The sequence below is a fragment of the Acinetobacter sp. YH01005 genome (assembly GCF_013420465.1).
GTDB lineage: Bacteria > Pseudomonadota > Gammaproteobacteria > Pseudomonadales > Moraxellaceae > Acinetobacter > Acinetobacter amyesii.
In genome coordinates this window covers 12,753-35,334 of record NZ_VOYA01000016.1, presented here as the reverse complement: position 1 = coordinate 35,334, position 22,582 = coordinate 12,753, and the positions used below count along the sequence as shown (strand labels likewise).

19 protein-coding genes, 1 other RNA gene and 1 pseudogene are annotated in these 22,582 nt (G+C 40.4%); 16 read left to right on the top strand and 5 right to left on the bottom strand.

Annotation, left to right across the window (positions count from 1 at the left end; all coding sequences use genetic code 11):
- The first annotated feature begins 106 nt into the window (after positions 1-106).
- The 3 genes from mnmG to FTT72_RS11830 all read left to right on the top strand — a co-directional run bounded on the left by mnmG (position 107) and on the right by FTT72_RS11830 (position 3,978).
- Complete coding sequence (gene mnmG / locus FTT72_RS11840; RefSeq protein ID WP_180003879.1) at positions 107-1,987, top strand: tRNA uridine-5-carboxymethylaminomethyl(34) synthesis enzyme MnmG; 1,881 nt, start codon at positions 107-109, stop codon at positions 1,985-1,987.
- A gap of 344 nt (positions 1,988-2,331) precedes the next feature.
- A complete protein-coding gene (gene mhpT / locus FTT72_RS11835) occupies positions 2,332-3,537 on the top strand; it encodes a 3-(3-hydroxy-phenyl)propionate transporter MhpT (RefSeq protein WP_180178430.1) in 1,206 nt (401 codons plus the stop codon).
- A 114-nt stretch (positions 3,538-3,651) separates the two neighbouring features.
- Positions 3,652-3,978 (top strand): hypothetical protein, encoded by a 327-nt coding sequence (locus FTT72_RS11830; RefSeq protein WP_078193710.1) that lies wholly within the window; start codon positions 3,652-3,654, stop codon positions 3,976-3,978.
- A gap of 70 nt (positions 3,979-4,048) precedes the next feature.
- Here FTT72_RS11830 and glnG read toward each other — a convergent pair whose 3' ends face one another.
- Both glnG and glnL read right to left on the bottom strand, forming a co-directional pair.
- Complete coding sequence (gene glnG, locus FTT72_RS11825) at positions 4,049-5,524, bottom strand: nitrogen regulation protein NR(I) (protein ID WP_180007766.1); 1,476 nt, start codon at positions 5,522-5,524, stop codon at positions 4,049-4,051.
- Positions 5,514-6,620, bottom strand: coding sequence for a nitrogen regulation protein NR(II) (glnL, locus tag FTT72_RS11820; RefSeq protein ID WP_078188727.1), 1,107 nt, complete (start codon positions 6,618-6,620; stop codon positions 5,514-5,516). The genes glnG and glnL overlap by 11 nt, the downstream gene beginning before the upstream one ends.
- Before the next feature lie 352 nt (positions 6,621-6,972).
- Here glnL and rimO point away from each other — a divergent pair, with 352 nt between their 5' ends.
- The 12 genes from rimO (at position 6,973) to lpxA (ending at position 19,277) form a co-directional block, all read left to right on the top strand.
- Positions 6,973-8,316, top strand: a complete 1,344-nt coding sequence (gene rimO, locus FTT72_RS11815) for a 30S ribosomal protein S12 methylthiotransferase RimO (RefSeq protein WP_180178429.1) — start codon at positions 6,973-6,975, stop codon at positions 8,314-8,316.
- A 45-nt stretch (positions 8,317-8,361) separates the two neighbouring features.
- Complete coding sequence (pyrH, locus tag FTT72_RS11810; RefSeq protein ID WP_078193535.1) at positions 8,362-9,090, top strand: UMP kinase; 729 nt, start codon at positions 8,362-8,364, stop codon at positions 9,088-9,090.
- Positions 9,091-9,169: 79 nt separating this feature from the next.
- Positions 9,170-9,724, top strand: a complete 555-nt coding sequence (frr, locus tag FTT72_RS11805; RefSeq protein ID WP_078188724.1) for a ribosome recycling factor — start codon at positions 9,170-9,172, stop codon at positions 9,722-9,724.
- 6 nt (positions 9,725-9,730) lie between these two features.
- A complete protein-coding gene (uppS, locus tag FTT72_RS11800; RefSeq protein ID WP_078188723.1) occupies positions 9,731-10,486 on the top strand; it encodes a polyprenyl diphosphate synthase in 756 nt (251 codons plus the stop codon).
- Positions 10,487-11,311 (top strand): CDP-archaeol synthase, encoded by an 825-nt coding sequence (locus tag FTT72_RS11795; RefSeq protein ID WP_078193533.1) that lies wholly within the window; start codon positions 10,487-10,489, stop codon positions 11,309-11,311.
- On the top strand, positions 11,312-12,508 hold the full coding sequence (gene ispC / locus FTT72_RS11790; protein ID WP_180007768.1) for a 1-deoxy-D-xylulose-5-phosphate reductoisomerase: 1,197 nt from the start codon (positions 11,312-11,314) through the stop codon (positions 12,506-12,508).
- A gap of 3 nt (positions 12,509-12,511) precedes the next feature.
- Positions 12,512-13,867 carry an RIP metalloprotease RseP gene (rseP, locus tag FTT72_RS11785; RefSeq protein WP_180007769.1) on the top strand — a complete coding sequence of 452 codons (1,356 nt, stop codon included), beginning with the start codon at positions 12,512-12,514 and terminating at the stop codon, positions 13,865-13,867.
- A 40-nt stretch (positions 13,868-13,907) separates the two neighbouring features.
- Positions 13,908-16,385 (top strand): outer membrane protein assembly factor BamA, encoded by a 2,478-nt coding sequence (gene bamA / locus FTT72_RS11780; RefSeq protein ID WP_180065064.1) that lies wholly within the window; start codon positions 13,908-13,910, stop codon positions 16,383-16,385.
- A gap of 41 nt (positions 16,386-16,426) precedes the next feature.
- Positions 16,427-16,927: an OmpH family outer membrane protein gene (locus FTT72_RS11775; protein ID WP_180117410.1), complete on the top strand. Its 501-nt coding sequence runs from the start codon at positions 16,427-16,429 to the stop codon at positions 16,925-16,927.
- A 3-nt stretch (positions 16,928-16,930) separates the two neighbouring features.
- Positions 16,931-18,001 carry a UDP-3-O-(3-hydroxymyristoyl)glucosamine N-acyltransferase gene (gene lpxD, locus FTT72_RS11770; RefSeq protein WP_180117408.1) on the top strand — a complete coding sequence of 357 codons (1,071 nt, stop codon included), beginning with the start codon at positions 16,931-16,933 and terminating at the stop codon, positions 17,999-18,001.
- A 5-nt stretch (positions 18,002-18,006) separates the two neighbouring features.
- Positions 18,007-18,492: a 3-hydroxyacyl-ACP dehydratase FabZ gene (fabZ, locus tag FTT72_RS11765; protein WP_171263789.1), complete on the top strand. Its 486-nt coding sequence runs from the start codon at positions 18,007-18,009 to the stop codon at positions 18,490-18,492.
- Positions 18,489-19,277, top strand: a complete 789-nt coding sequence (gene lpxA, locus FTT72_RS11760) for an acyl-ACP--UDP-N-acetylglucosamine O-acyltransferase (RefSeq protein ID WP_168377606.1) — start codon at positions 18,489-18,491, stop codon at positions 19,275-19,277. Before fabZ ends, lpxA begins: the two co-directional genes overlap by 4 nt.
- A gap of 58 nt (positions 19,278-19,335) precedes the next feature.
- Here lpxA and FTT72_RS11755 read toward each other — a convergent pair.
- Positions 19,336-20,197 (bottom strand): annotated as a pseudogene (locus FTT72_RS11755) (YbgF trimerization domain-containing protein).
- A gap of 291 nt (positions 20,198-20,488) precedes the next feature.
- On the opposite strand from FTT72_RS11755, the gene ffs reads away from it, so the two are divergent.
- An RNA gene (gene ffs / locus FTT72_RS11750) (signal recognition particle sRNA small type) lies at positions 20,489-20,585 on the top strand.
- A 107-nt stretch (positions 20,586-20,692) separates the two neighbouring features.
- Here the strand turns inward: ffs and FTT72_RS11745 are convergent.
- Both FTT72_RS11745 and recA read right to left on the bottom strand, forming a co-directional pair.
- Positions 20,693-21,337 (bottom strand): regulatory protein RecX, encoded by a 645-nt coding sequence (locus FTT72_RS11745; protein ID WP_180106514.1) that lies wholly within the window; start codon positions 21,335-21,337, stop codon positions 20,693-20,695.
- An 80-nt stretch (positions 21,338-21,417) separates the two neighbouring features.
- Positions 21,418-22,461 carry a recombinase RecA gene (recA, locus tag FTT72_RS11740; RefSeq protein WP_078193524.1) on the bottom strand — a complete coding sequence of 348 codons (1,044 nt, stop codon included), beginning with the start codon at positions 22,459-22,461 and terminating at the stop codon, positions 21,418-21,420.
- Positions 22,462-22,582: the final 121 nt, after the last annotated feature.

Below are 22,582 nucleotides of genomic sequence, written 5' to 3'. Positions count from 1 at the left end.
AGGCATAAAACGGTAGTCAATAACAATAAAATCGAGTTAATCAGTCAACTTATCGGTGAATTTTTGCTATAATCTTCCGTCATTCTTTTTTAATCTCCTTACCACTATGCATTATCCTAAAGTTTACGATGTCATTGTTATCGGCGGCGGTCACGCGGGTACTGAGGCAGCTCTTGCTGCGGCACGTATGGGTCGACAGACTTTACTCTTAACTCATAATATTGAGACTTTAGGGCAGATGAGCTGTAACCCAGCCATTGGTGGTATTGGTAAATCACATTTAGTACGTGAAATTGATGCGCTTGGCGGTGCTATGGCATTGGCTGCCGACAAAGGTGGTATTCAATTCCGTATTTTAAACTCACGTAAAGGTGCGGCTGTTCGTGCGACTCGCGCACAGGCTGACCGTATTCGTTATAAAGCTGCGATTCGTGAAACCCTCGAAAATCAAGCTAACTTGGATATTTTCCAACAAGCAGCTGATGACCTTATTGTTGAAGGCGATACCGTTAAAGGTGTAGTCACCCAAATGGGTATTCGCTTTGATGCGAAAACTGTTGTATTAACTACAGGTACATTCTTGGGTGGTGTAATCCACGTAGGTCTAAATAATGCTTCAGGCGGTCGTGCGGGCGATCCTCCTTCAATTTCATTGGCTGCGCGCCTACGTGAATTGAACTTACCTGTAGGTCGTTTAAAAACTGGTACACCACCACGTATCGATGCACGATCAGTTGATTTCTCTGTGATGACGCCACAGCCGGGTGATTTCCCATCTCCGACTATGTCGTTCATGGGTGATGCGTCGATGCATCCTGAGCAAATCAATTGCTATATCACACATACCAATGAGAAAACTCACGATATCATTCGTGGTGGCTTAGACCGTTCACCAATGTATACTGGTGTGATTGAAGGTGTGGGTCCACGTTACTGCCCATCGATTGAAGATAAAATTCATAAATTTGCCGATAAAGATTCGCATCAAGTGTTCTTGGAACCTGAAGGTTTGGACACACATGAGCTTTATCCAAACGGTATTTCAACTTCTTTACCATTCGATGTTCAGTTTGAATTGGTTCGCTCGATTCGTGGTATGGAAAATGCGCACATTTTGCGTCCGGGTTATGCGATTGAGTACGATTATTTCAACCCACAATCATTGAAATTCTCTTTAGAAACTAAATCGATTAATAACCTGTATTTTGCAGGTCAAATTAACGGTACAACGGGTTATGAAGAAGCGGGTGCGCAAGGTTTGCTTGCAGGCTTAAACGCAGCACGTCGTGCATGGGATCAAGAGCAATGGACACCAAAACGTGATGAAGCGTACATGGGTGTATTGGTTGATGACTTGATTACTTTGGGTACTAAAGAACCGTACCGTATGTTTACTTCGCGTGCGGAATACCGTTTGATGTTGCGTGAAGACAATGCGGATCAGCGTTTAACTGCGATTGGCCGTGAAATGGGTCTGGTGGATGATGCGCGTTGGGATTCGTTCTGCCAAAAAATGGAAGCAGTTGAAACTGAAAAAGGACGTTTACAACACCTTTGGGCAGCGCCAAACAATCCACTAGGCAAAAAATTCGTTGAAATGACTGGTGATGACCTGTCTAAAGAAACCAATGCAATTGATTTGTTAAAACGTCCAAATATCAACTTTGCGCAAATTGCTGAATTGACGGGTTCAGAAGTTTCAGCATTTGTGGGTGAGCAAATTGAAATTGCAGTGAAATATGCGGGTTATATTAACCGTCAGCAAGAAGACGTTGCGCAAATGAAGCGTTTGGAAGATACACGTATTCCTGCTGATTTTGATTATGATGTCGTTTCTGGTCTTTCACGTGAAATCACCATGAAGCTGAAAAATGTATTGCCTGAAACATTGGCACAAGCAAGTCGTATTCCAGGTGTAACACCTGCGGCTGTTCAATTGGTGATGATTACGATTCGTAAGAATAACCAAGCGAAAAAATCTGCATAAGATTTTGAGTTAAATAAAAAACCCGCAACTGAGCGGGTTTTTTTATTGCCAATAAATTATTGGCTGTTGGTATTTGATCGGATTAAATGAATATTTTGATCATCATTAGTTTTAGCTATGGTTTGATTATTAAAACCTTTCATAAACTTAAGTGATTGATAATGAATTATAAATACAAAAAATAAGATCTAAAAACTATTGATATACAAAGTTTTAAGTCTTAATGATGGGCTTTTGGTCGTGTGAATTCCGACCTTTGTAGTGGTATTTATTCTACCCAATAAAGCCGAAACTTCAGGGCATGGCGTACAAGTGGGTTTACGCTACATGAATGGAGTTCGATTATGGCAAATCAACAATCGGGAAAAATGCAAAAATTTCTAACAGTATTTTTGTGTTTCTGGGTGGCATTTTTTGAAGGTTTTGACCTACAAGCACCCGGTATCGCAGCAAAAGGAATCGCAGCGACATTTTCCTTAGATCAGGTACAAATGGGCTATGTGTTTAGCTTAGGTGTGTTTGGTATGTTATTTGGCGCGTTCTTTGGGGGGCGTGTCGCTGACTATTTGGGACAGAAGAAAGTCCTGATGTTGTCGATTTTTATCTTCGGTGTATTTATGTTGATCACGGCAGTTGCACCAAGCATTGAAATTTTATATATCGCACGATTCTTTACAGGTTTAGGTTTGGGCGCTGCGATGCCAACGATGATCTCGGTGGTGGGTGATGAAGCGACGGATGCTAACCGTGGACGCTTAAATAGTTTGATGTACTGTGGCTTACCTGTAGGTGCAATCTTTGTTGCTGGCTTGGGTATTATCTTTAAAGATATCTCTTGGCATACACTGTTTTTAATTGGTGGTTTAACGCCTTTAATCCTGATTCCATTCATGGCGATTATCTTAAAAGATAAGCGTACTGAAAAAGTTCAGGCAGAAACCAAAGAAGCTGTTCCAGCGATGGGGCAAATCCTTTTTGCTGAGCAGCGTTATAAATATACATTGCCGCTTTGGTTGAGTTTCTTCTTTACCTTAATGGTGAACTATATTCTGATCAGTTGGTTGCCTAACTTGCTTATGGAGCAAGGGCTGGAAAAGCAACAAGCTTTCATGATCATGTTGATGTTCCAAGTGGGCGCAGTGATTGGTACGCTGGGTTTAGGCTACTTGCTTGATCGGCTAAAATTATGGCAAATGGCAGTGATTATCTATTCAGGTTTGTTTGTGGCATTGTTTGTGCTGTTTACAACAAATTCCATTCCTGTACTTATCGCAGCAGGCATCATGGGCGGAATTTTCTCTACAGGTGGTCAATCGATTTTGTACGGGATCTCTCCAATTTTCTATACACCAGCTGGGAAAGTAACAGGTGTGGGGAGTGCGATTTCATGGGGTCGTTTGGGTGCAATGACGGGTCCATTACTCACAGGTAAGATTTTGGCGCTAGGTCTAGGAACGACAGGTATTTTAATTGCAAGTGCGCCGGGTATTGCTTTGTCGGCTATCGCAGTGGCTGCATTGTCGGCCTATAAGTCATCCCTTAAGAAATAATCGAAATCAGTCATATTTAAAGGAGCTACGGCTCCTTTTTTATTGAATAAATACCTTTAGCTGAAACTAAGTTTTGTTAGAATGAATCTAATATTCATGAATAAATTTACTTCTATGTCTTATCAATTGATCGAACTTGATATTTCTCCTTCGGATAACATTCAGTGTCCACATTGTCAGCAGCAAGTGATTGATTGGTCAGAAGAGCAGTATGTGCAGCCTTGTGAGCATGTGCTGTTTATTGCAATGGATATTGGTTTTGAGTTTATTACAGATGAATTTGAGCAAACCATGCAGCATACAGTCGATGACTTGCATGCCAATGATGATCAGTATCATATGTTTACTGAAATTACCGCCTCGAGCTTCCCTGAGTTTCTGATTTATAAGTCTGATTTAGGTGTGGAAGGTTATTCACGCTATGTCGGCTTTACGGCATAAAATATTGCTAAAAAATCTCAAAATAAAAAAGCCAGTCAAGTGACTGGCTTTTTTAATGTAAATCAGAAAATTAACTTTCTAATTCTTCTTCGACATCATCTTCGGCACTGTCCATACCGAGTTCTTTAAGTTTACGGGTTAAGGTATTACGACCCCAACCTAAAAGTTCTGCTGCATGGCGCTTACGCCCACGTGTTTGCTGTAGTGCTGCATTGATGAGGGTGCGTTCAAACATTGGTGTGGCAATGTCGAGAATTTTCATCTCACCATTTTTAAGTTTTTGTACGGCCCATTGACCAAGTAATTCATCCCAATGATGCACACCAATACGATCAATCCCTTGAGCAGCAGGGTTGCCATCTGTGCCTTGAATTGGAATCTGTTTTAATTCAGACGGTAAATCTTCTGGATAAACTTCACGTCCTGTAATCATCACGGTGAGCCAGCGACAGGTATTTTCAAGCTGACGCACATTACCTTGCCACGGCAATTTTTGCATGTATTCTTGCGTTTCAGGACGCAGAATTTTCGGGCTTACCCCAAGCTCTTTGCCTGCACTTGCTAGGAAGTGCTGTGCAAGCATCGGAATATCTTCACTACGATGTGCAAGTTTTGGAATATGAATACGAATCACGTTTAGACGGTGGTACAAGTCTTCACGGAAGCGACCTTCATGTACTAATTTTTCTAAGTCTTGGTGTGTTGCAGCAACGATACGGACATCCACCTTGACTGGGATGTGACCACCAACGCGGTAGAATTCGCCATCCGCTAAAACACGCAGTAAACGTGTTTGGGTTTCAAATGGCATGTCACCAATTTCATCAAGGAAAAGAGTCCCGCCATTGGCTTGTTCGAAACGACCCTGACGCTGCGTATTGGCACCGGTGAACGCGCCTTTTTCATGACCAAATAATTCAGTTTCGATCAAATCTTTTGGAATTGCCGCCATGTTGAGCGCAATAAAAGGTTTGTTACCACGTGGTGAGTGTTTGTGCAACGCATGCGCAACCAATTCTTTACCCGTGCCTGATTCACCATTAATTAATACAGTAATGTGTGATTGAGAAAGACGACCAATGGCACGGAAGACTTCCTGCATAGCAGGTGATTCACCAATAATCTCTGTAGATTGAATCGGTTGAGCGGTTTTAGCAGATTCTTGTTGTTGCAATTTGGTAATATGCAAAATTGCACGGTTTACAAGTGCTAAGGCTTCATCAATATCAAAAGGTTTTGGTAGATATTCAAAAGCACCCGTTTGATAGCTCGACACAGCAGATTCTAAATCTGAATGTGCAGTCATAATGATCACAGGTAAGTCAGGGTAGTTGCCTTTGACTTTACCTAAAAAGGTCAGTCCATCAATACCCGGCATACGGATGTCTGTCAAAATAACATCTGGCGCATCGACACTTAACTGATCTAAAGCGGATTGTGCTTCTTCAAAACTGGTAACATCAAAACCTTCTTCTTTGAATGTTTTTTCCAGTACCCAACGCATGGCGCGATCATCATCGATGACCCAAATCTTATTACGCGACATGATCTGACTCCCAAGGTAAATATAGGCTAAATACTGTTTTTCCAGGAACTGATTGGCATTCAATCATTCCGTTATGTTGATGCATAATATTTTGTGCAATGCTCAGGCCGAGACCTGTGCCTTTCGCTCGTCCTGTCACTAAAGGATAAAATACGGATTCTAATATTTCTTGTGGGACACCCGGTCCATTGTCCTCAATGTCAATGCGTACCGCAGAACGTTTTAATACACCATTGATGGTGACTAAGCGTTGAATACGTGTGCGCAAGGTCAGTTCTGGTTGATGCTCAACAAAGAACTCTTTATTTTCAGTCATCGCCTGAACGGCATTGACGCTGATATTCAGCATGACCTGAATCAATTGATCACGATCTGCCAGAACATCCGGTAAAGAAAGGTCGTAATCACGGGTGATCTTAATTTTCTTTTTAGTTTGGTTGACGATCAGTGAACGGACACGTTCAAGTGGTTCATGCACATTGACTGGCTCGTAACTTGGCAATTGTCTTGAACCCAGCATGGTGTCAGCAAGATTTCTTAATCGATCCACTTCACTAATAATAATGTCGGTGAATTCACTGTACTTCGGATCATTTAAGCTACGCGCTAAAAGTTGTGTCGCCCCACGGATACCACCAAGTGGATTTTTAATTTCATGGGCAACGCCACGAATCAGTTGTCGTGCAACTTGATGTTGTTGAATCAGGTTTTCTTCTTTAGAGATTTTCAACATCCGGTCGATTTGATTGAGTTCAATCAATAGCAACGGGTGGTAGGGTTTGCCAGAGTTGAGCTGTGACACGGTGTAATCAACATGAATGTCTTTAAAGTTGACATTAATCGTTGCTTCTCGGCGCGTATAGTGCTGACCGGAAGTTAGTGTATTCATTAATGCATCATGCGTATTGAACTCATCATCGGGCATATGGAGTAAATTTAATACAGGCTGACCTGATGCACGGAGTAAGCTGATGTCAAAAAGCGCTTCACAAGATGAATTTAAATAAAAAATATTTAGGTTGCTATCGACCAATAAAATGGCAGTGGTTAAATTATCCACTAAAAGCCGGTAATCAATCGTCATAGTCTGATCCATTAGCGAGAGGTTCCTGTCTTAAAATGGCGCAATGGCATCTTCATAAAGCAAATCGTTCAATCTAATAAGGTTCGAATTGATGCAAGTTATGCAAGATATAAGCCAACTATTTCAGAAATACGCTAAGTTTTGATGCTTATTTGAATAAATGCGCTTATTTAAGACTTTAAATAAAGTGTATAGCCGATTAAAAACAGGCTGTAAATCAAAAATGCATTAAAATGGTGCAAATGAAATTATATGGATGAATTTATAGCATTATTTTGGTGCGTGATATAAAGAGTGGTCTTTTCACCTGTTTTTATGTTTTGAAAAGACATACAATACGCGGATTATAGTGGAGCGCAGATTCATGAAATCCCCCAAAGTCGGTTTTGTTTCTTTAGGTTGTCCTAAGGCATTGGTAGATTCCGAACGAATTTTAACTCAGTTAAAGACTGAAGGTTATGATGTAGCATCAGATTATGATGGTGCAGATTTAGTAGTTGTAAATACCTGTGGTTTTATTGAATCTGCAGTACAAGAGTCGCTAGATGCCATTGGCGAAGCGATGAGTTCAAACGGTCGCGTAATTGTGACTGGTTGTTTAGGTAAAGACGAAGATAAAATTCGCCAAATGCACCCAAATGTCTTAAAAGTAACAGGTGCTGCGGCATATCAAGAAGTGATGGAAGCTGTGCACGAATACGTGCCTGAGCCACCAAAACACAATCCGTTTATTGATCTAGTACCTGAACAAGGTATTCGATTAACACCAAAACATTATGCTTATTTGAAGATTTCAGAAGGTTGTAATCACCGTTGCACATTCTGCATCATCCCAAGCATGCGTGGTGATTTGGTTTCTCGTCCAGTAGGTTCAGTATTGACTGAAGCTCAAGCGCTGAAAAAAGCAGGCGTAAAAGAAGTCCTTGTGATTTCTCAAGATACATCGGCTTATGGCGTAGACACCAAATACAAATTGGACTTCTGGAACGGTCAGCCCGTTAAAACCAAATTCTATGACATGTGTGAAGCATTGGGTCAATTGGGTATCTGGGTGCGTCTGCACTATGTATATCCATATCCACATGTGGATGCTGTGATTGACTTAATGGCACAAGGCAAAATCCTGCCGTATTTGGATATTCCATTCCAACATGCAAGTCCTAAGATTTTGAAACTCATGAAACGTCCTGCGCACAGTGAAAATACACTAGAGCGTTTAAAAGTTTGGCGTGAGAAATGTCCTGATCTTGTGATTCGTTCTACATTTGTTGTGGGCTTCCCGGGTGAAACTGAAGAAGACTTCCAAATGTTGCTTGATTGGTTAAAAGAAGCGCAGCTTGATCGTGTGGGTTGTTTTACTTACTCACCAATTGAAGGCGCGACTGCAAATGATTTGCCAGATCATGTGCCTGAAGAAATCAAACAAGAGCGTTATGAACGTTTCATGCAAGTTCAGCAAGAAATCTCTGCTGCGAAATTGCAAAGCCGTATCGGTCAGAAAATGACAGTACTGGTGGATGATCTTGAAGAAGAGTTCCCAGTTGCTGTTGCGCGTTCTTATGCAGATGCACCTGAAATTGACGGTAATGTATTTGTTGAAGATATCGATAAGTCAGTGATTAAAGCAGGTGATTTACTTGAAGTGGAAATCACAGATGCAGATGAATATGACTTATTTGCAAAACTGATCTCGGTTAAGTCTGCTTAAACGATTCATTAAAAATAATTGAAATTAAATAATTCGGAGTTGATGATGCTTGATTCTAAAAAACCACGTTTTGGTCGCATCCTGCTTAAGCTTTCAGGTGAAGCTTTAGCGGGCAATAAAGAGATGGGTATCGATGCACAAGTGCTCGATCAAATGTCACTCGCAATTGCGCACCTTGTTGGTTTGGGTGTTCAAGTGGGTATCGTTGTCGGTGGTGGTAACCTTTACCGTGGTAGCCAATTACAAAAAGATGGTTTGGTTGGCCGTGTAACAGGTGACCAAATGGGTATGTTGGCCACTGTGATGAACGGTTTGGCACTGCGTGATGCTTTGGTACGTCGTAATATCAAAACTCGTCTAATGTCAGCTTTACCCATTGGTGCAGTAGTTGAATCATATTCTAGCCGTGATGCAATTCGTCATTTAACACGTGGCGAAGTATGTGTATTTGTCGCAGGTACGGGTAACCCATTCTTTACGACAGATACAGCAGCATGCTTACGCGGTATCGAGATTGAAGCCAATCTTATCCTTAAAGCAACGAAGGTTGATGGCGTATACAACAAAGATCCAAGCAAATATGAAGATGCAGTGAAATACGATGCATTAACATTTGACCAAGTTTTAGATGAAAAACTGGGTGTGATGGATTTAACAGCGATTTGCTTGTGCCGTGACCACAACGTTCCACTTCAAGTATTTGATATGAACAAATCAGGTTCATTACTTTCAGTGGTAATGGGTGAAAAAGAGGGTACTCACGTTACGAACTAATGTACGTGGGCCCTAAAGCTCTTTATACTACAAGCTATTTTAGAATTTACATCTTTTCGAATTAAGTAAGGAAGATCACATGATTAACGATCTTAAAAAAGACGCAGAAGACCGTATGAACAAATCTCTAGATTCTCTAGAGCATGGTTTTGCTAAAGTTCGTACAGGGCGCGCGCACCCATCAATTTTAAATGGTGTTATGGTTCCTTACTATGGCTCTGATGTGCCATTAAACCAAGTAGCGAACGTGGGTGTAGAAGACTCTCGTACTTTACTTGTTCAGCCTTTTGAACGTTCAATGGTTGCTGCAATTGATAAAGCAATCCGTGAATCTGACTTAGGCTTAAACCCGATTACTGCTGATGCCATCCGTGTTCCTATGGCTGCATTAACAGAAGAAACACGTAAAGACATGCAGAAAGTTGCACGTAACGAAGCTGAAAATGCAAAAGTTGCGATCCGTAACATCCGCCGTGATGTTTTGGGTGATATCAAAGCATTGTTGAAAGAAAAAGAAATTTCTGAAGATGATGAGCGTCGTGCGGGTGATGACATTCAAAAAATCACAGACAAATTCGTTGCTGAAGTTGAAAAACGTCTGGCTGCAAAAGAAGCTGAATTGATGAAGGTCTAAGTTTTAATGACCTCATCTGAAGAAACTTCCCGTCTTCCAAAACATGTTGCCATCATTATGGATGGCAACAATCGTTTTGCCAAAAAGAATCAAATGCAAAAAGGTGAAGGGCATCGTTCTGGAAAGGACATCCTAGATCCCATCGTTGAACATTGTCGTAAAAGAAATATCCAAGCACTGACGGTTTTTGCTTTTTCGAGTGAAAATTGGAATCGTCCTCAGTTTGAGGTTGATCTGTTGATGGCTCTTCTCGAAGAAACCATTCATGAGCAGTTGCCACGCATGGAAAAATTTAACATTTCCCTACGTTTTATTGGTGATCGTTCTCGTTTATCTCCTAACTTACGTGACTTAATGTTGCAAGCCGAACAAAGGACTGCTAATTTCGACAGCATGACTTTAACTATTGCAATTAGTTACGGTGGTATGTGGGATATGGCACAGGCTGCAAAACAAATCGCAGCAGATGTTTTAACTAACAAAATAGATCTTGAAGCAGTGGATGCTGAAGTCTTTGGTCAATATGTCAGTTTAAGTGATCTACCTCCGGTAGATTTGTTAATTCGTACAGGTGGTGATTTCCGTCTCTCGAACTTCTTGCTTTGGCAAGCTGCGTATGCAGAACTTTATTTTACCCAGACATTATGGCCTGAATTTACCATTGAAGAATTTGACGACGCACTAGCGGTATTTGGTGGTCGTGAACGTCGTTTTGGTAAGACTTCAGAGCAGATTCAACAAGAGCAGTTTGAGAATAAATAAATGTTAGAGCGGATAATAACCGCATTGGTACTGGTTTCAGTTGTACTGAGTTGCATGTTTGCAACCGAGTCTAAATACCCAATGCTTGTGCTGATGATTATTGCATCAGCTGTCGCGGGTTATGAGTGGTTCAAACTCATGCCGCGGAATACACAAAATGTGATTAAACCTTTCGCTTGGGGCTATGGTCTAGTCACTGCTATTCTTTCAGCACTAGCATTGCATTTTACAGATGTTGCATTACTGCTTTGGGCGGCTTCGATCTTTACTTGGATCTTAAGTGTCTATTGGGTGAAGTCTTATCCTGATTACGATAACTGGTATAACCCGAGTCTGAGTGGTATTGGTTTAGTCTTAGTTCCTGCTGCGGTAACTGCTATTTTTTCTGTGTGGATGAACTCACCGTGGTGGCTCATGTATCTGTTCCTGTTGGTATGGGGTGCAGACAGTGGTGCATACTTCGTGGGACGTAAATTTGGTAAGAAAAAACTTGCACCAGATGTGAGCCCAAATAAATCGATCGAAGGTTTATATGGCGGTCTATTCACTGCAATGCTAATAGTTATTGTTGTTGAAATTATTTATCTTGATTTAAGCATCGCTGAACATATTTTATTTTTAATACTTTCAGTAATAACAGTATTTAGTTCAGTACTTGGTGATTTATTTGAATCGATGATCAAGCGTCGTGCAGGGATCAAAGATTCTGGTCGTATTCTTCCCGGACATGGTGGTGTGCTGGATCGTATTGACTCGTTGCTTGCTGCAGCACCTATCTTTGCAGCAGGTATGTATGTTTTAAAATTAATTGGCGTAGATTTATAGATGTCACAATCTGTTTGTATATTGGGTGTAACAGGATCCATTGGTCAAAGTACTTTAAAGATTCTGCAACAGCATCCCGAAGAGTATTCAGTTTTTGCAGTCACTGCACATAGCCGAATTGTAGAACTTGTCGAAATATGCAAACAATATCGACCGAAAATCGCAGTTGTTCCATTCAATAAAGTGGATGAACTGCGCCAATTACTCGTAGCTGAAAAATTAACTGATATTGAAATCCTGCATGATGAAGAAGGATTAATCGCAGTAGCAGAACATCCACAGGTTGATGTGGTCATGGCAGCTATTGTTGGTGCGGCAGGGTTGCTACCTACATTGGCTGCTGCGAAAGCAGGTAAACGCGTGTTGCTTGCAAATAAAGAAGCGCTGGTGATGTCGGGTGACATCATGATTCAGACCGCACGTGAAAATAATGCTTTGTTGCTGCCAGTCGATTCTGAACACAATGCAATCTTCCAATGCTTACCTGAAACTTATCTACAAGGTGAGCGTCATGGTCAGCCAAAGCTAGGTGTCAAACAAATTTTACTTACCGCTTCTGGTGGTCCATTTTTACATCATAGTTTAGAACAATTGCAAAGTGTAACGCCGGCCCAAGCCTGTAAGCATCCAAATTGGTCGATGGGGCAAAAAATTTCAGTTGATTCTGCAACGCTAATGAATAAAGGCTTGGAATTAATCGAAGCCTGTCATCTTTTTGCAGTTGAAGAACAATTTGTAACAGTTGTTGTCCATCCACAGAGTATCATTCATTCAATGGTTCAATATGTAGATGGTTCGACTTTGGCACAAATGGGAAATCCTGATATGTGTACGCCTATCGCTCATGCATTAGCGTGGCCAAAGCGTATTCAAACACATGTGCCTCCATTAGATTTATTTGTTCATTCACAGTTAAACTTTGAACAGCCTGATATACAGCGATTCCCAGCACTAAAATTAGCACGTCAAGCCATGAAGGCTGGGGGCTTAGCTCCTACGATTTTAAATGCAGCCAATGAAATCGCCGTGGCAGCATTTTTGCATGAGAAAATTGGCTTTACTCAAATCCCTCAAATTGTGGAACATGTGTTGGGGCAAGTTGAAAACTCAGCTGCAAATAATATTGATGTTATTTTGCATGCAGATAAATCGGCACGTATGGTTGCTGAAAAAGCAGTATTGAATTCAGGAAGTTAAGACATGAATGCCTTGTTTATGATTATTGCAGCAATATTGCTACTTGGACCGCTGATAGCGATTCATGAATTTGGGCATTATTTCGTTGCACGTAAACTGGGCGTAAAAGTTTTGGTGTATTCGATTGGTTTTGGCCCAACACTACTTAAGTGGACGTCAAAGAAGTCGGGTATTCAATATCAACTGTCTGCATTACCACTGGGTGGTTATGTCAAAATGTTGGATGAACGAGAAGGTGATGTCGCAGCAGAAGACTTACCGAAAGCATTTAACAGACAACACCCTTGGAAACGTATTGCAATTGTTGCTGCAGGGCCACTCATCAACTTGGCTTTTGCTGTGGTGTTGTTTTGGATTTTATTTTTACCAGCTCAGGAACAGCTCAATACGCGCGTAGGTAAAATTTTACCGAATACGCCAGCAGCGGCTGCGCAAATGCAGTCTGGTGATAAAATTACTGCCGTAGATGGCACTCAAGTATCCACTTGGGAGCGCTTGAATTATGCCTTGGTTGATCGTGTAGGTGAAACTGGCAATATTCAAATTCAAGCTGAACGAGCAGGGCAAATTCAAAACTTCAGTTTACCGATTCAAAGTTTCTTACGCGATCAAACTCAGTCACCACTCGATGTTCTTGGTTTTACACCGTATCGTCCTGAAATTCCTGCAGTGGTTTCAAAACTCAGTGAAGATGGCGCAGCGATTCGCCAAGGGATGCAAGTGGGTGATCGAATTGTTTCGATCGATGGCGTAAAAATGAAAGACTGGTTTGATGTTGTACAAGTTGTACAAGCTTCTCCAGAAAAGTTACTTAAAATTGATGTTTTACGACAAAATAAAATTGTGCATTTAAACGTGATGCCGCAAGGTAAGCATGATCAAATGGGTAAAGTCACAGGGCTTTTAGGTGTACAAAGCGATCCGGGTAAAGTCAATATTCCAGCCGAATACAAACAAACCATTCAATACACGCCTGTAGAGGCGATGGGAAAAGCGGTAGAAAAAACAGGTCAGATATCTAGTATGATCCTGAATTCTATTGTAAAAATGGTGCGTGGTTTGGTGGGTTTGGATAATTTATCTGGTCCGATTACCATTGCGAAAGTGGCTGGACAAAGTGCCGAAATGGGGTGGCAAACCTTCATTTCATTTATGGCACTGATGAGTGTGAGTTTAGGTATTTTAAATTTACTACCGATTCCTATGCTCGATGGCGGTCATTTAATTTACTATTTTATTGAATTAATTCGTGGTAAACCTGTTTCTGAACAAATACAATTGGTTGGATTAAAAATTGGTATGGTATTGCTGGGTAGCATGATGCTACTGGCTCTATTCAATGACATTATGCGTTTATAAGAACGTTATACGAAATAAATTAACAGCGGAAAAGACTGGCATGCAGCACAAACATTTATTTATGCCATTGGCACTGGTTAGTGCTATGGCCGTAGCACAACAAGTATATGCAGCAGATGATTTTGTAGTACAAGATATTCGTGTTGATGGCTTAGTGCGTTTAACTCCTGACAATGTAGCCGGAATGATCCCATTCTCCGCTGGTGATCGTGTCAATGATCAAATCATTTCAAACTCAATTCGTAGCATGTTTGCGTCGGGTTTGTTTGATGATGTGAAGTCTTCACAAGTCGGTAATACCCTTGTATATACAGTGGTTGAACGCCCAGTAATTTCTAAAGTTGAGCTAAAAGGCAATAAACTTATTCCTAAAGAAGCCTTGGAAGAAGGCTTAAAGAAAATGGGTCTGTCCGAAGGTGAAGTTTTAAAGAAATCATCTTTGCAAACGGTTGAAACTGAATTAGAACAACAGTATATGCAGCAAGGTCGCTACGATGCTGATGTAAAAGTTATTACAACCGCTCAACCGAATAACCGTGTAAATGTCTTAATCGAGTTTGAAGAAGGTCAATCTGCCAAAGTATTTGATATTAATATCATTGGTAATACGGTTTTTAAAGAAAGCGAAATTAAACAAATTTTTGCATTAAAAGAAAGTGGTTGGAACTCGATCATTTCTCGTAATGACCGCTACGCACGTGAAAAGATGGCTGCGAGTTTAGAAGCTTTACGTGCGATGTATCTCAACAAAGGTTACATCAACTTTAACATTACCAACTCAAGTCTGAATTTGAGTGAAGATAAAAAACATGTCTTTATCGAAGTTTCGGTGGATGAAGGCGAACAATTTAAGTTTGGTGAAACCCATTTCTTAGGTGATACGCTTTATACGCAAACTGATTTAAACGCTTTAAAACTCTATAAAGATGGCGATTTATATTCACAAGAAAAAGTGAATGGTGTTAAACAACTTTTACTTCGTAAATACGGTAACGCAGGTTACTACTTTGCAGAAGTGAACATTGTTCCTGAAATCAATAAAGACACCAAATTGGTTGATTTAAATTACTATGTGAATCCGGGTCAGCAAGTCACTGTTCGCCGCATTAATTTTACAGGTAACTCGAAAACAGCTGATGAAGTGCTACGTCGTGAAATGCGTCAAATGGAAGGCGCATTAGCAAGTAACGAAAAAATTGATTTGTCTAAAGTGCGTTTAGAGCGTACAGGCTTCTTTAAAACCGTTGATGTTAAACCTGCACGTATTCCGGGTACGCCAGATCAAATTGATTTAAATGTGAATGTTGAAGAACAGCATTCAGGTACAAGTACTTTGGCTGTTGGTTTCTCACAAAGTGGCGGTGTAACTTTCCAAGCAGGTTTGAGTCAAACCAACTTCTTGGGTACAGGTAATGCAGTTTCTATCGATTTGTCACGTTCTGAGACTCAAGATTACTACAACCTCAGTGTAACTGACCCGTATTTCACTATTGATGGTGTACGTCGTGGTTATAATATGTACTACCGTAAAACCAAGTTAGATGACGACTATAACGTTAACAACTACGTCACTGACAGTTTTGGTGGTGGTATTAACTTTGGTTATCCGATCGATGAAAACCAAAGTATCAGTATGGGGTTAAATGTAGATAAAACTGATGTGACTACGGGTCCTTATGTTTCTACATATGTTGCTGATTATTTAACGAGCCATGGTGGTAAGGAAACAAAAACAGGTCAATATTGTCCTGGTACAACAGATGTGGATAAAGGTTGCGTAGACTCTAAAGGTAATGTGATTAATACGTTGCCATATGGTGCTGAGTATCAAGGTGATTTTTTAACTTATAATTTAAATTTAGGTTGGTCATATAACACCTTAAACCGTCCAGTATTCCCAACGTCAGGTATGTCTCATCGTGTGAATGCCGAAGTGGCGCTACCTGGTAGTGATGTTGAATATCAAAAAGTTACGTATGATGCCCAGGCTTACTTCCCATTAGGTAAAGACTTTGTGTTCCGTGGCTATGGTAAGTTGGGTTATGGTAATGATTTACCATTTTATAAAAACTTCTATGCAGGTGGTTTTGGTTCGGTACGTGGTTATGATAACAGTACGTTGGGTCCAAAATATCCGGGTGTTTATTACCAAGATACCAATCAAACTGATTATGATATGGAAGAAGTTGGTGGTAATGCTTTAATTCAATTTGGTACTGAATTAGCTTTACCTGTGCCATTTAAAGGCGATTGGGCGCGTCAAGTACGCCCAGTATTGTTTGCTGAAGGCGCGCAAGTATTTGATACCCAATGTGATGTATCTCAGTCAAGTGAAGATCGCAAATACTGTAAAGATAACTTCGGTTTTGATATGAAAAATATGCGTTATAGCGTTGGTGCAGGCTTTACTTGGATCACGATGATTGGTCCAATTTCACTCAGTTATGCATTCCCGCTTAATGACAAAGCTGGTGATGAAACAAAAGAAATTCAATTCGAGATTGGTCGTACGTTCTAAGTACGACCCTTCTGGGAATAACAAAATTACAGGTTGATAAGATGAATAAATTATTTGCTGGTTTGGCGGTATTGGGTATGTCATGTTCTGCTGCAGTACATGCAGCAGGTTACGGTGTGGTTGATTTAGAAAAGGTGGTGGATCAAAGCTCTTATATAAAGCAACAAAATGCTCAAATTCAACAGCAGTTAAAACCACAAACCACTAAAATTGAATCACTGGCTAAAGAGCTGGAAGCAATGCAGCAAAAAGCTCAGCAGGGTGGTGATAAGTTGACTGCTGCGCAAAAGCAGCAAATGGGTCAACAGTATCAAGCTAAACTTAAAGAGCTGACTGATTTACAGCAAAAAGTTCAAGCTTCGGTTCAAGGGAATATTCAGTCCTTAAATCGCACAATGGATACTCGAATCAAACAAGTTGCAGAACAATTGCGCACAGAAAATAAGTTAGATGTTGTTTTGAATAAAAATTCAGCACTTGCGTATGACCCTAAGTTTGATTTAACTGATAAAATGATTCAAAAGGTTAATGCAATTAAATAATCAATGAATTCTCAAAAATTCAGTTTAGAAAAGCTTGCTCAACTTGTTCAAGGTCAATGTATTGGCCAGCTAGACTTGCAATTCAGCGGAATGGCAAGTTTAGAGAGTGCTCAACCGCATCAGCTTGCATTTTTAAACGCAGATAAATATCTGAATGAAGCTCAACAGTCTCAGGCTGGTGCGCTGATTGTGACTGCAGACATGCAGTCACAAATCTCTTCGCAGCAAAACTTCATTGTTGTACCCAATCCGTATCTGGCTTTCGCTATTCTAACGCATGTTTTTGAAAAAAAATCTGTAGAAACAGGTATTGAAAGTACTGCTCAAATTCATCCTTCCGCAATCATTTCTGATACTGCTTATATTGGGCATTATGTGGTGATTGGTGCGAATAGTGTGGTGGGTGAAGGAACGCGCATTGAATCACAAGTGAAGATTGATCATGGTGTTGAAATTGGTAAAGATTGTTTTATCGATTCGCATGTGACGATTACTGGTGAAGCCAAGTTAGGTGATCGTGTACGTATCCATGCAAATACGGTGGTCGGTGGTGAAGGATTTGGTTTTGCACCTTATCAAGGGAAATGGCATCGTATTGCTCAATTAGGTTCTGTACGTATCGGGAATGATGTGCGTATTGGTTCAAATTGTAGTATCGACCGTGGTGCTTTAGATGACACAATTTTGGAAGATGGTGTCATTATTGATAACCTTGTGCAAATCGCGCATAACGTCAAAGTTGGTGCAAATACAGCAATGGCTGCGAAATGTGGCATTGCTGGTAGTACAACTATTGGCAAAAATTGTGTGCTAGCAGGGGCTGTTGGTATCGTAGGTCACATTAATATTGCAGATAATGTGACAATTACCGGTATGTCAATGGTCACAAAAAGTATTTCCGTTGCTGGAAGTTATTCTTCAGGCACGCCAATGCTTGAAAGTGGTTCTTGGAAAAAGGCAGCAATCCGCTTTAAACAATTAGCAGATGTGCCATTGACCCAATTGGTCAAACGACTTGATCATATGCAGTCTCAAATTGAGTCCCTTGAATCAACATTTAAATTGCGTAAATAATTATGATGACAGAGTCGAATACCCCAGCTTTCACAAAACCTGAATTACCAATGACTATTCAGACTATTCGTGAATATTTGCCACATCGTTATCCGTTTTTATTGGTTGATCGTGTTGTTGAAGTGACTGACAACGGGATTGTAGGCTATAAAAATGTAACGATTAACGAAGAATTTTTACAAGGCCATTTCCCTGAATACCCAATTATGCCGGGCGTGCTGATTGTTGAGGCATTGGCGCAAGTATCGGGTATCTTAGGTTTCATTATGAATAATGAGAAACCTTCAGCTGGTTCGTTGTTCTTATTTGCTGGTGCAGAAAAGGTCCGATTTAAAAAACAAGTCGTTGCAGGCGATCAACTTGTATTAAAATCAGAATTAGTGATGCAAAAGCGTGGCATTTACAAATATAATTGTGTTGCCACTGTAGATGGCGTAGTCGCAGCAACCGCGGAAATTATGGTTTCGCATCAGAAAACAGAGACAGCATGAGCAATAACGAATTAATTCATCCTACCGCCATTATTGACTCATCAGCAGTAATTGCTCCGGATGTGCAAATTGGACCATATTGTATTATTGGTCCTCAAGTCACAATTGGAGCGGGTACTAAACTGCATTCACATGTTGTGGTGGGTGGTTATACCCGTATTGGTCAACATAACGAAATTTTTCAATTTGCCAGTGTTGGTGAAGTCTGCCAAGACTTGAAATATGCTGGTGAAGAAACGTGGTTAGAAATCGGGGATCATAACTCGATTCGTGAACACTGTAGTTTACACCGTGGTACTGTTCAAGATCAGGGTCTAACTAAAGTTGGTAGTCACAATTTATTGATGGTGAATACACATATTGCACATGACTGTGTGGTAGGTGATCATAATATCTTTGCTAATAACGTCGGCGTTGCAGGTCATGTCCACATTGGTGATTATGTCATCGTAGGTGGTAACTCTGGTATTCATCAATTCTGTAAAATCGATTCTTACAGTATGATTGGTGGTGCATCTCTTATTTTGAAAGATGTACCTGCTTATGTCATGGTATCTGGTAATCCAGCCCATGCTTTTGCCATGAACATTGAAGGAATGCGTCGTAAAGGTTGGTCTAAAAATGTGATTCAAGGTTTACGTGAATCCTTTAAATTGATCTATAAAGATGGATTAACGACGAATGAAGCGATTGAACGTATTCGTACTGAAATTTTGCCTGAAGTGGCAGAAGCGCAATTGTTGATTGACTCACTTGAGCAGTCTAAGCGCGGTATCGTACGCTAAATGCTGCGAATAAAAAAAGACACCTTATAAGGTGTCTTTTTTTTGCGTTAAAAAAGTCCTATTTTTTAACAAAGCCTGCTTCTTCAGATTTTGGATACTTTTGGGTAAGCTTGGTTTTGAGCTGCGTTGCTAAACTGCTGTTTCGATCTACGTCTTTTGCAATGCTATACAGTTGATATAACGCTCTAGGTGCACGAGTCGACTCAGGGTATTGATCTACTACAATACCATAGTTCTTTTTCGCTTCTGCGTAATTGGTCGGTTCAACAGCAAGGTTGAACTCAGCTAACCAAAAATATGCATTGCTAATATAAACACTGTTAGGATTATTCTTAATAAAGTTTTTCATTGGTGCAATGGCTTTCTTTGCACCACCTTGTTTGTATGCGTCTAAAGCAACGGTATACGCTGCTTTCTCTAGCTCAAGTGAGTCACCACCTGCATTTACAGGTTGGTTTGCAGATGAGCTTAATGTTGATTGGGTCGTAGGTTGTTTAACAGGTGTAGGCGCTGTATTAGCTGTTACTGGGTGCAGTACCTTGTTGGTTATCCTCCGCGGCCTCTGTGTCTTCACTTGGATCTACTTTTTGTTGGAGTAGTTCTAAACGTTGATCTAAATCTGCATAGCGGTTTGTAAGTTCACTTTTTAATTGTTCGATAATATTGTCTTGCTCTTCCATTTTACCGCGTAAGCTACGCAATTCATTTTCAAGCTGTTGGTTCTTCTGCATAAGCTGCCAATTCAAATTGGTTGGAATAGAGGTAGAGCCAGCACCTGTTTGAATGGCCGTATTATTTGCTGTATACACAGTGCCATTATTAGCGCCACTCAAACCACGAGATTCAATTGGAATATTGGCAAATAATGCACCTGAGCAAGTCAATGTAAGGGCACACAATACATGCTGTTTAAACATCATAAAAATTCCATGTAGTTACAAGCATGTCCGTATAGAATAGTTTTATTACAGACAGCTTTAGATAAAACGATAAGCACATTAAAAACGCCAAAGATCTGAATTGCAATAAGCTTTTACAATCTTGCTGTGTATTAAAGTAAAAATATAGTGATGAAGTTTCACGTTTTCTACATCATCGACCATCATATTGATTTATAAATAATCAAACAGTGTTTTCTACTCAGGAATTCTTGGTTTTAGGCTTGCATGTTTATTAAAAATCACTATACTCTGTTCTTGCAATGGTAGCCCTGCTGGTTACTTCGCAATTGTACTCTATAAACCCCGCCAGGACCGGAAGGTAGCAACGGTAGTAGAAATATGATGTGCCGAAGTCTTGCTGGTAGGGTTGCCACCAGTTTCAATAATAATAAATTAAACGTCCTCTCATTTTTTCAATCCTATATTCTTCTTTATTTTAGTTTTATTAATTTTTCATTTAGATTTATATCTTTTTTATTCGTCATCAAATTCTTTACGTGCAATCACTTTAAAAATCGTATCGAGATCAAAGCCTCGATATTGCAAAAAACGTATTTGTTTGGCTTTTTGTTTTGGATCACGTTCAACAGCTTTGCCAAATTTTTTTATTTTGAGCTGGTAAGCTTCAGCGACCCAATCTGTTTCTTTTAATTCATCCAGAATTAATTCACTGTCTACTTTTTTATTTTTTAACGCGAGCTTTATGCGATTAGGGCCTTTACCTTTACGTTTTTGACTCGATAGCACCATCTCTGCTACACGCTGATCGCTTTGATAGTTCTCACGTGCGAGTTCTTCCACCAAGTGTATGACTTCTTCACGACTATCCGCATACAGTGCTAATTTTTCGATTAAATCCGCTTTTGAGTATTCTTTACGTGTGAGTACTGCAAAAGCGTACGAGCGTAGACGAGAGCCGCGCAGTCCCGATTTTTTTTCAGCATGAACATCTTTACCATTGGTGTCAAAATGCAACGCAGTGTGATCGATCACCGAAGTATTGTCATGTGAAATGTCAGTTTGTGCAGCATGATTTACGCAGGTAGTTTCTTCAGCTTCTGCAAACTGTTGTTTCAGTGCTTCATAATCAAGCAAGAGTGGAAAATGGTCTTTAGTCATGGGGTCATTTTAATACAAATTTTGAGTGCAAAACAAAACGCCCCGTAGGGCGTTTCGTCTGCTATTAAAGTATGCTGTAATTAAGCATCTAAAAAGTCTGGTTCTTCTTCGTCTTTGTCTTCTACAGGTGCTGTACCCGTAGTCAGAAGTTGTTCACGAATCAGTTTTTCGATAGTTTGCACAAGTTCAGGGTGTTCTTCTAAGTGGCGAATGGTATTGTTTTTACCTTGCCCAATCTTGTCACCTTGGTATGAATACCAAGCACCTGCTTTTTGAACAATTTCTTGTTGTACTGCGAGGTCAACAAGCTCACCTAAATGGTTCACGCCTTTACCATAAAGAATTTGGAAAATCGCTTCACGGAATGGAGGAGCCATTTTGTTTTTCACAACTTTCACTTTGGTTTCTGAACCAATGATCTCGTCGCCTTCTTTCACTTGACCAATACGGCGGATATCTAAACGTACAGATGCATAGAATTTAAGTGCATTACCACCAGTTGTGGTTTCTGGGCTACCAAACATTACACCAATCTTCATACGGATTTGGTTAATGAAGATCACCATACAGTTCGAACGTTTCGCATTACCGGTAATTTTACGCAGTGCTTGGCTCATCAGACGAGCTTGTAAGCCCATGTGTGAGTCACCCATTTCGCCTTCAATTTCGGCGCGAGGGGTAAGTGCAGCTACAGAGTCGACAACGATCAGGTCAATGGCACCTGAACGTACCAGCATGTCTGCAATTTCAAGTGCTTGTTCACCATTGTCTGGCTGTGAAACAAGTAAGTTATCAATATCTACGCCAAGTTTACGTGCGTATTGAGGGTCTAATGCATGTTCAGCATCGATGAATGCACAAGTACCGCCAGCTTTCTGACATTGTGCAATAGCTTGTAATGTCATAGTCGTTTTACCAGAAGATTCAGGACCGTAGATTTCTACGATACGACCTTTAGGCAAACCACCAATACCTAGTGCGATATCTAATGTTAAAGAACCTGTAGAGACAGCTTCAACTGCCTGTACAGTATTATCACCAAGACGCATAACGGTGTTTTTACCAAACTGCTTTTCAATTTGGCTTAAGGCCGCATTTAACGCCTTGCTTTTATTATCATCCATCTTACAACCTCAATACGATGTCACGAAACAATATACTCAAGTGGATGTATTCAGTTTAGATCTGTTCCACGAGGGTATAGTGACAGAAATCATCCTTTTGTTCTATGAAAATCACAACAGG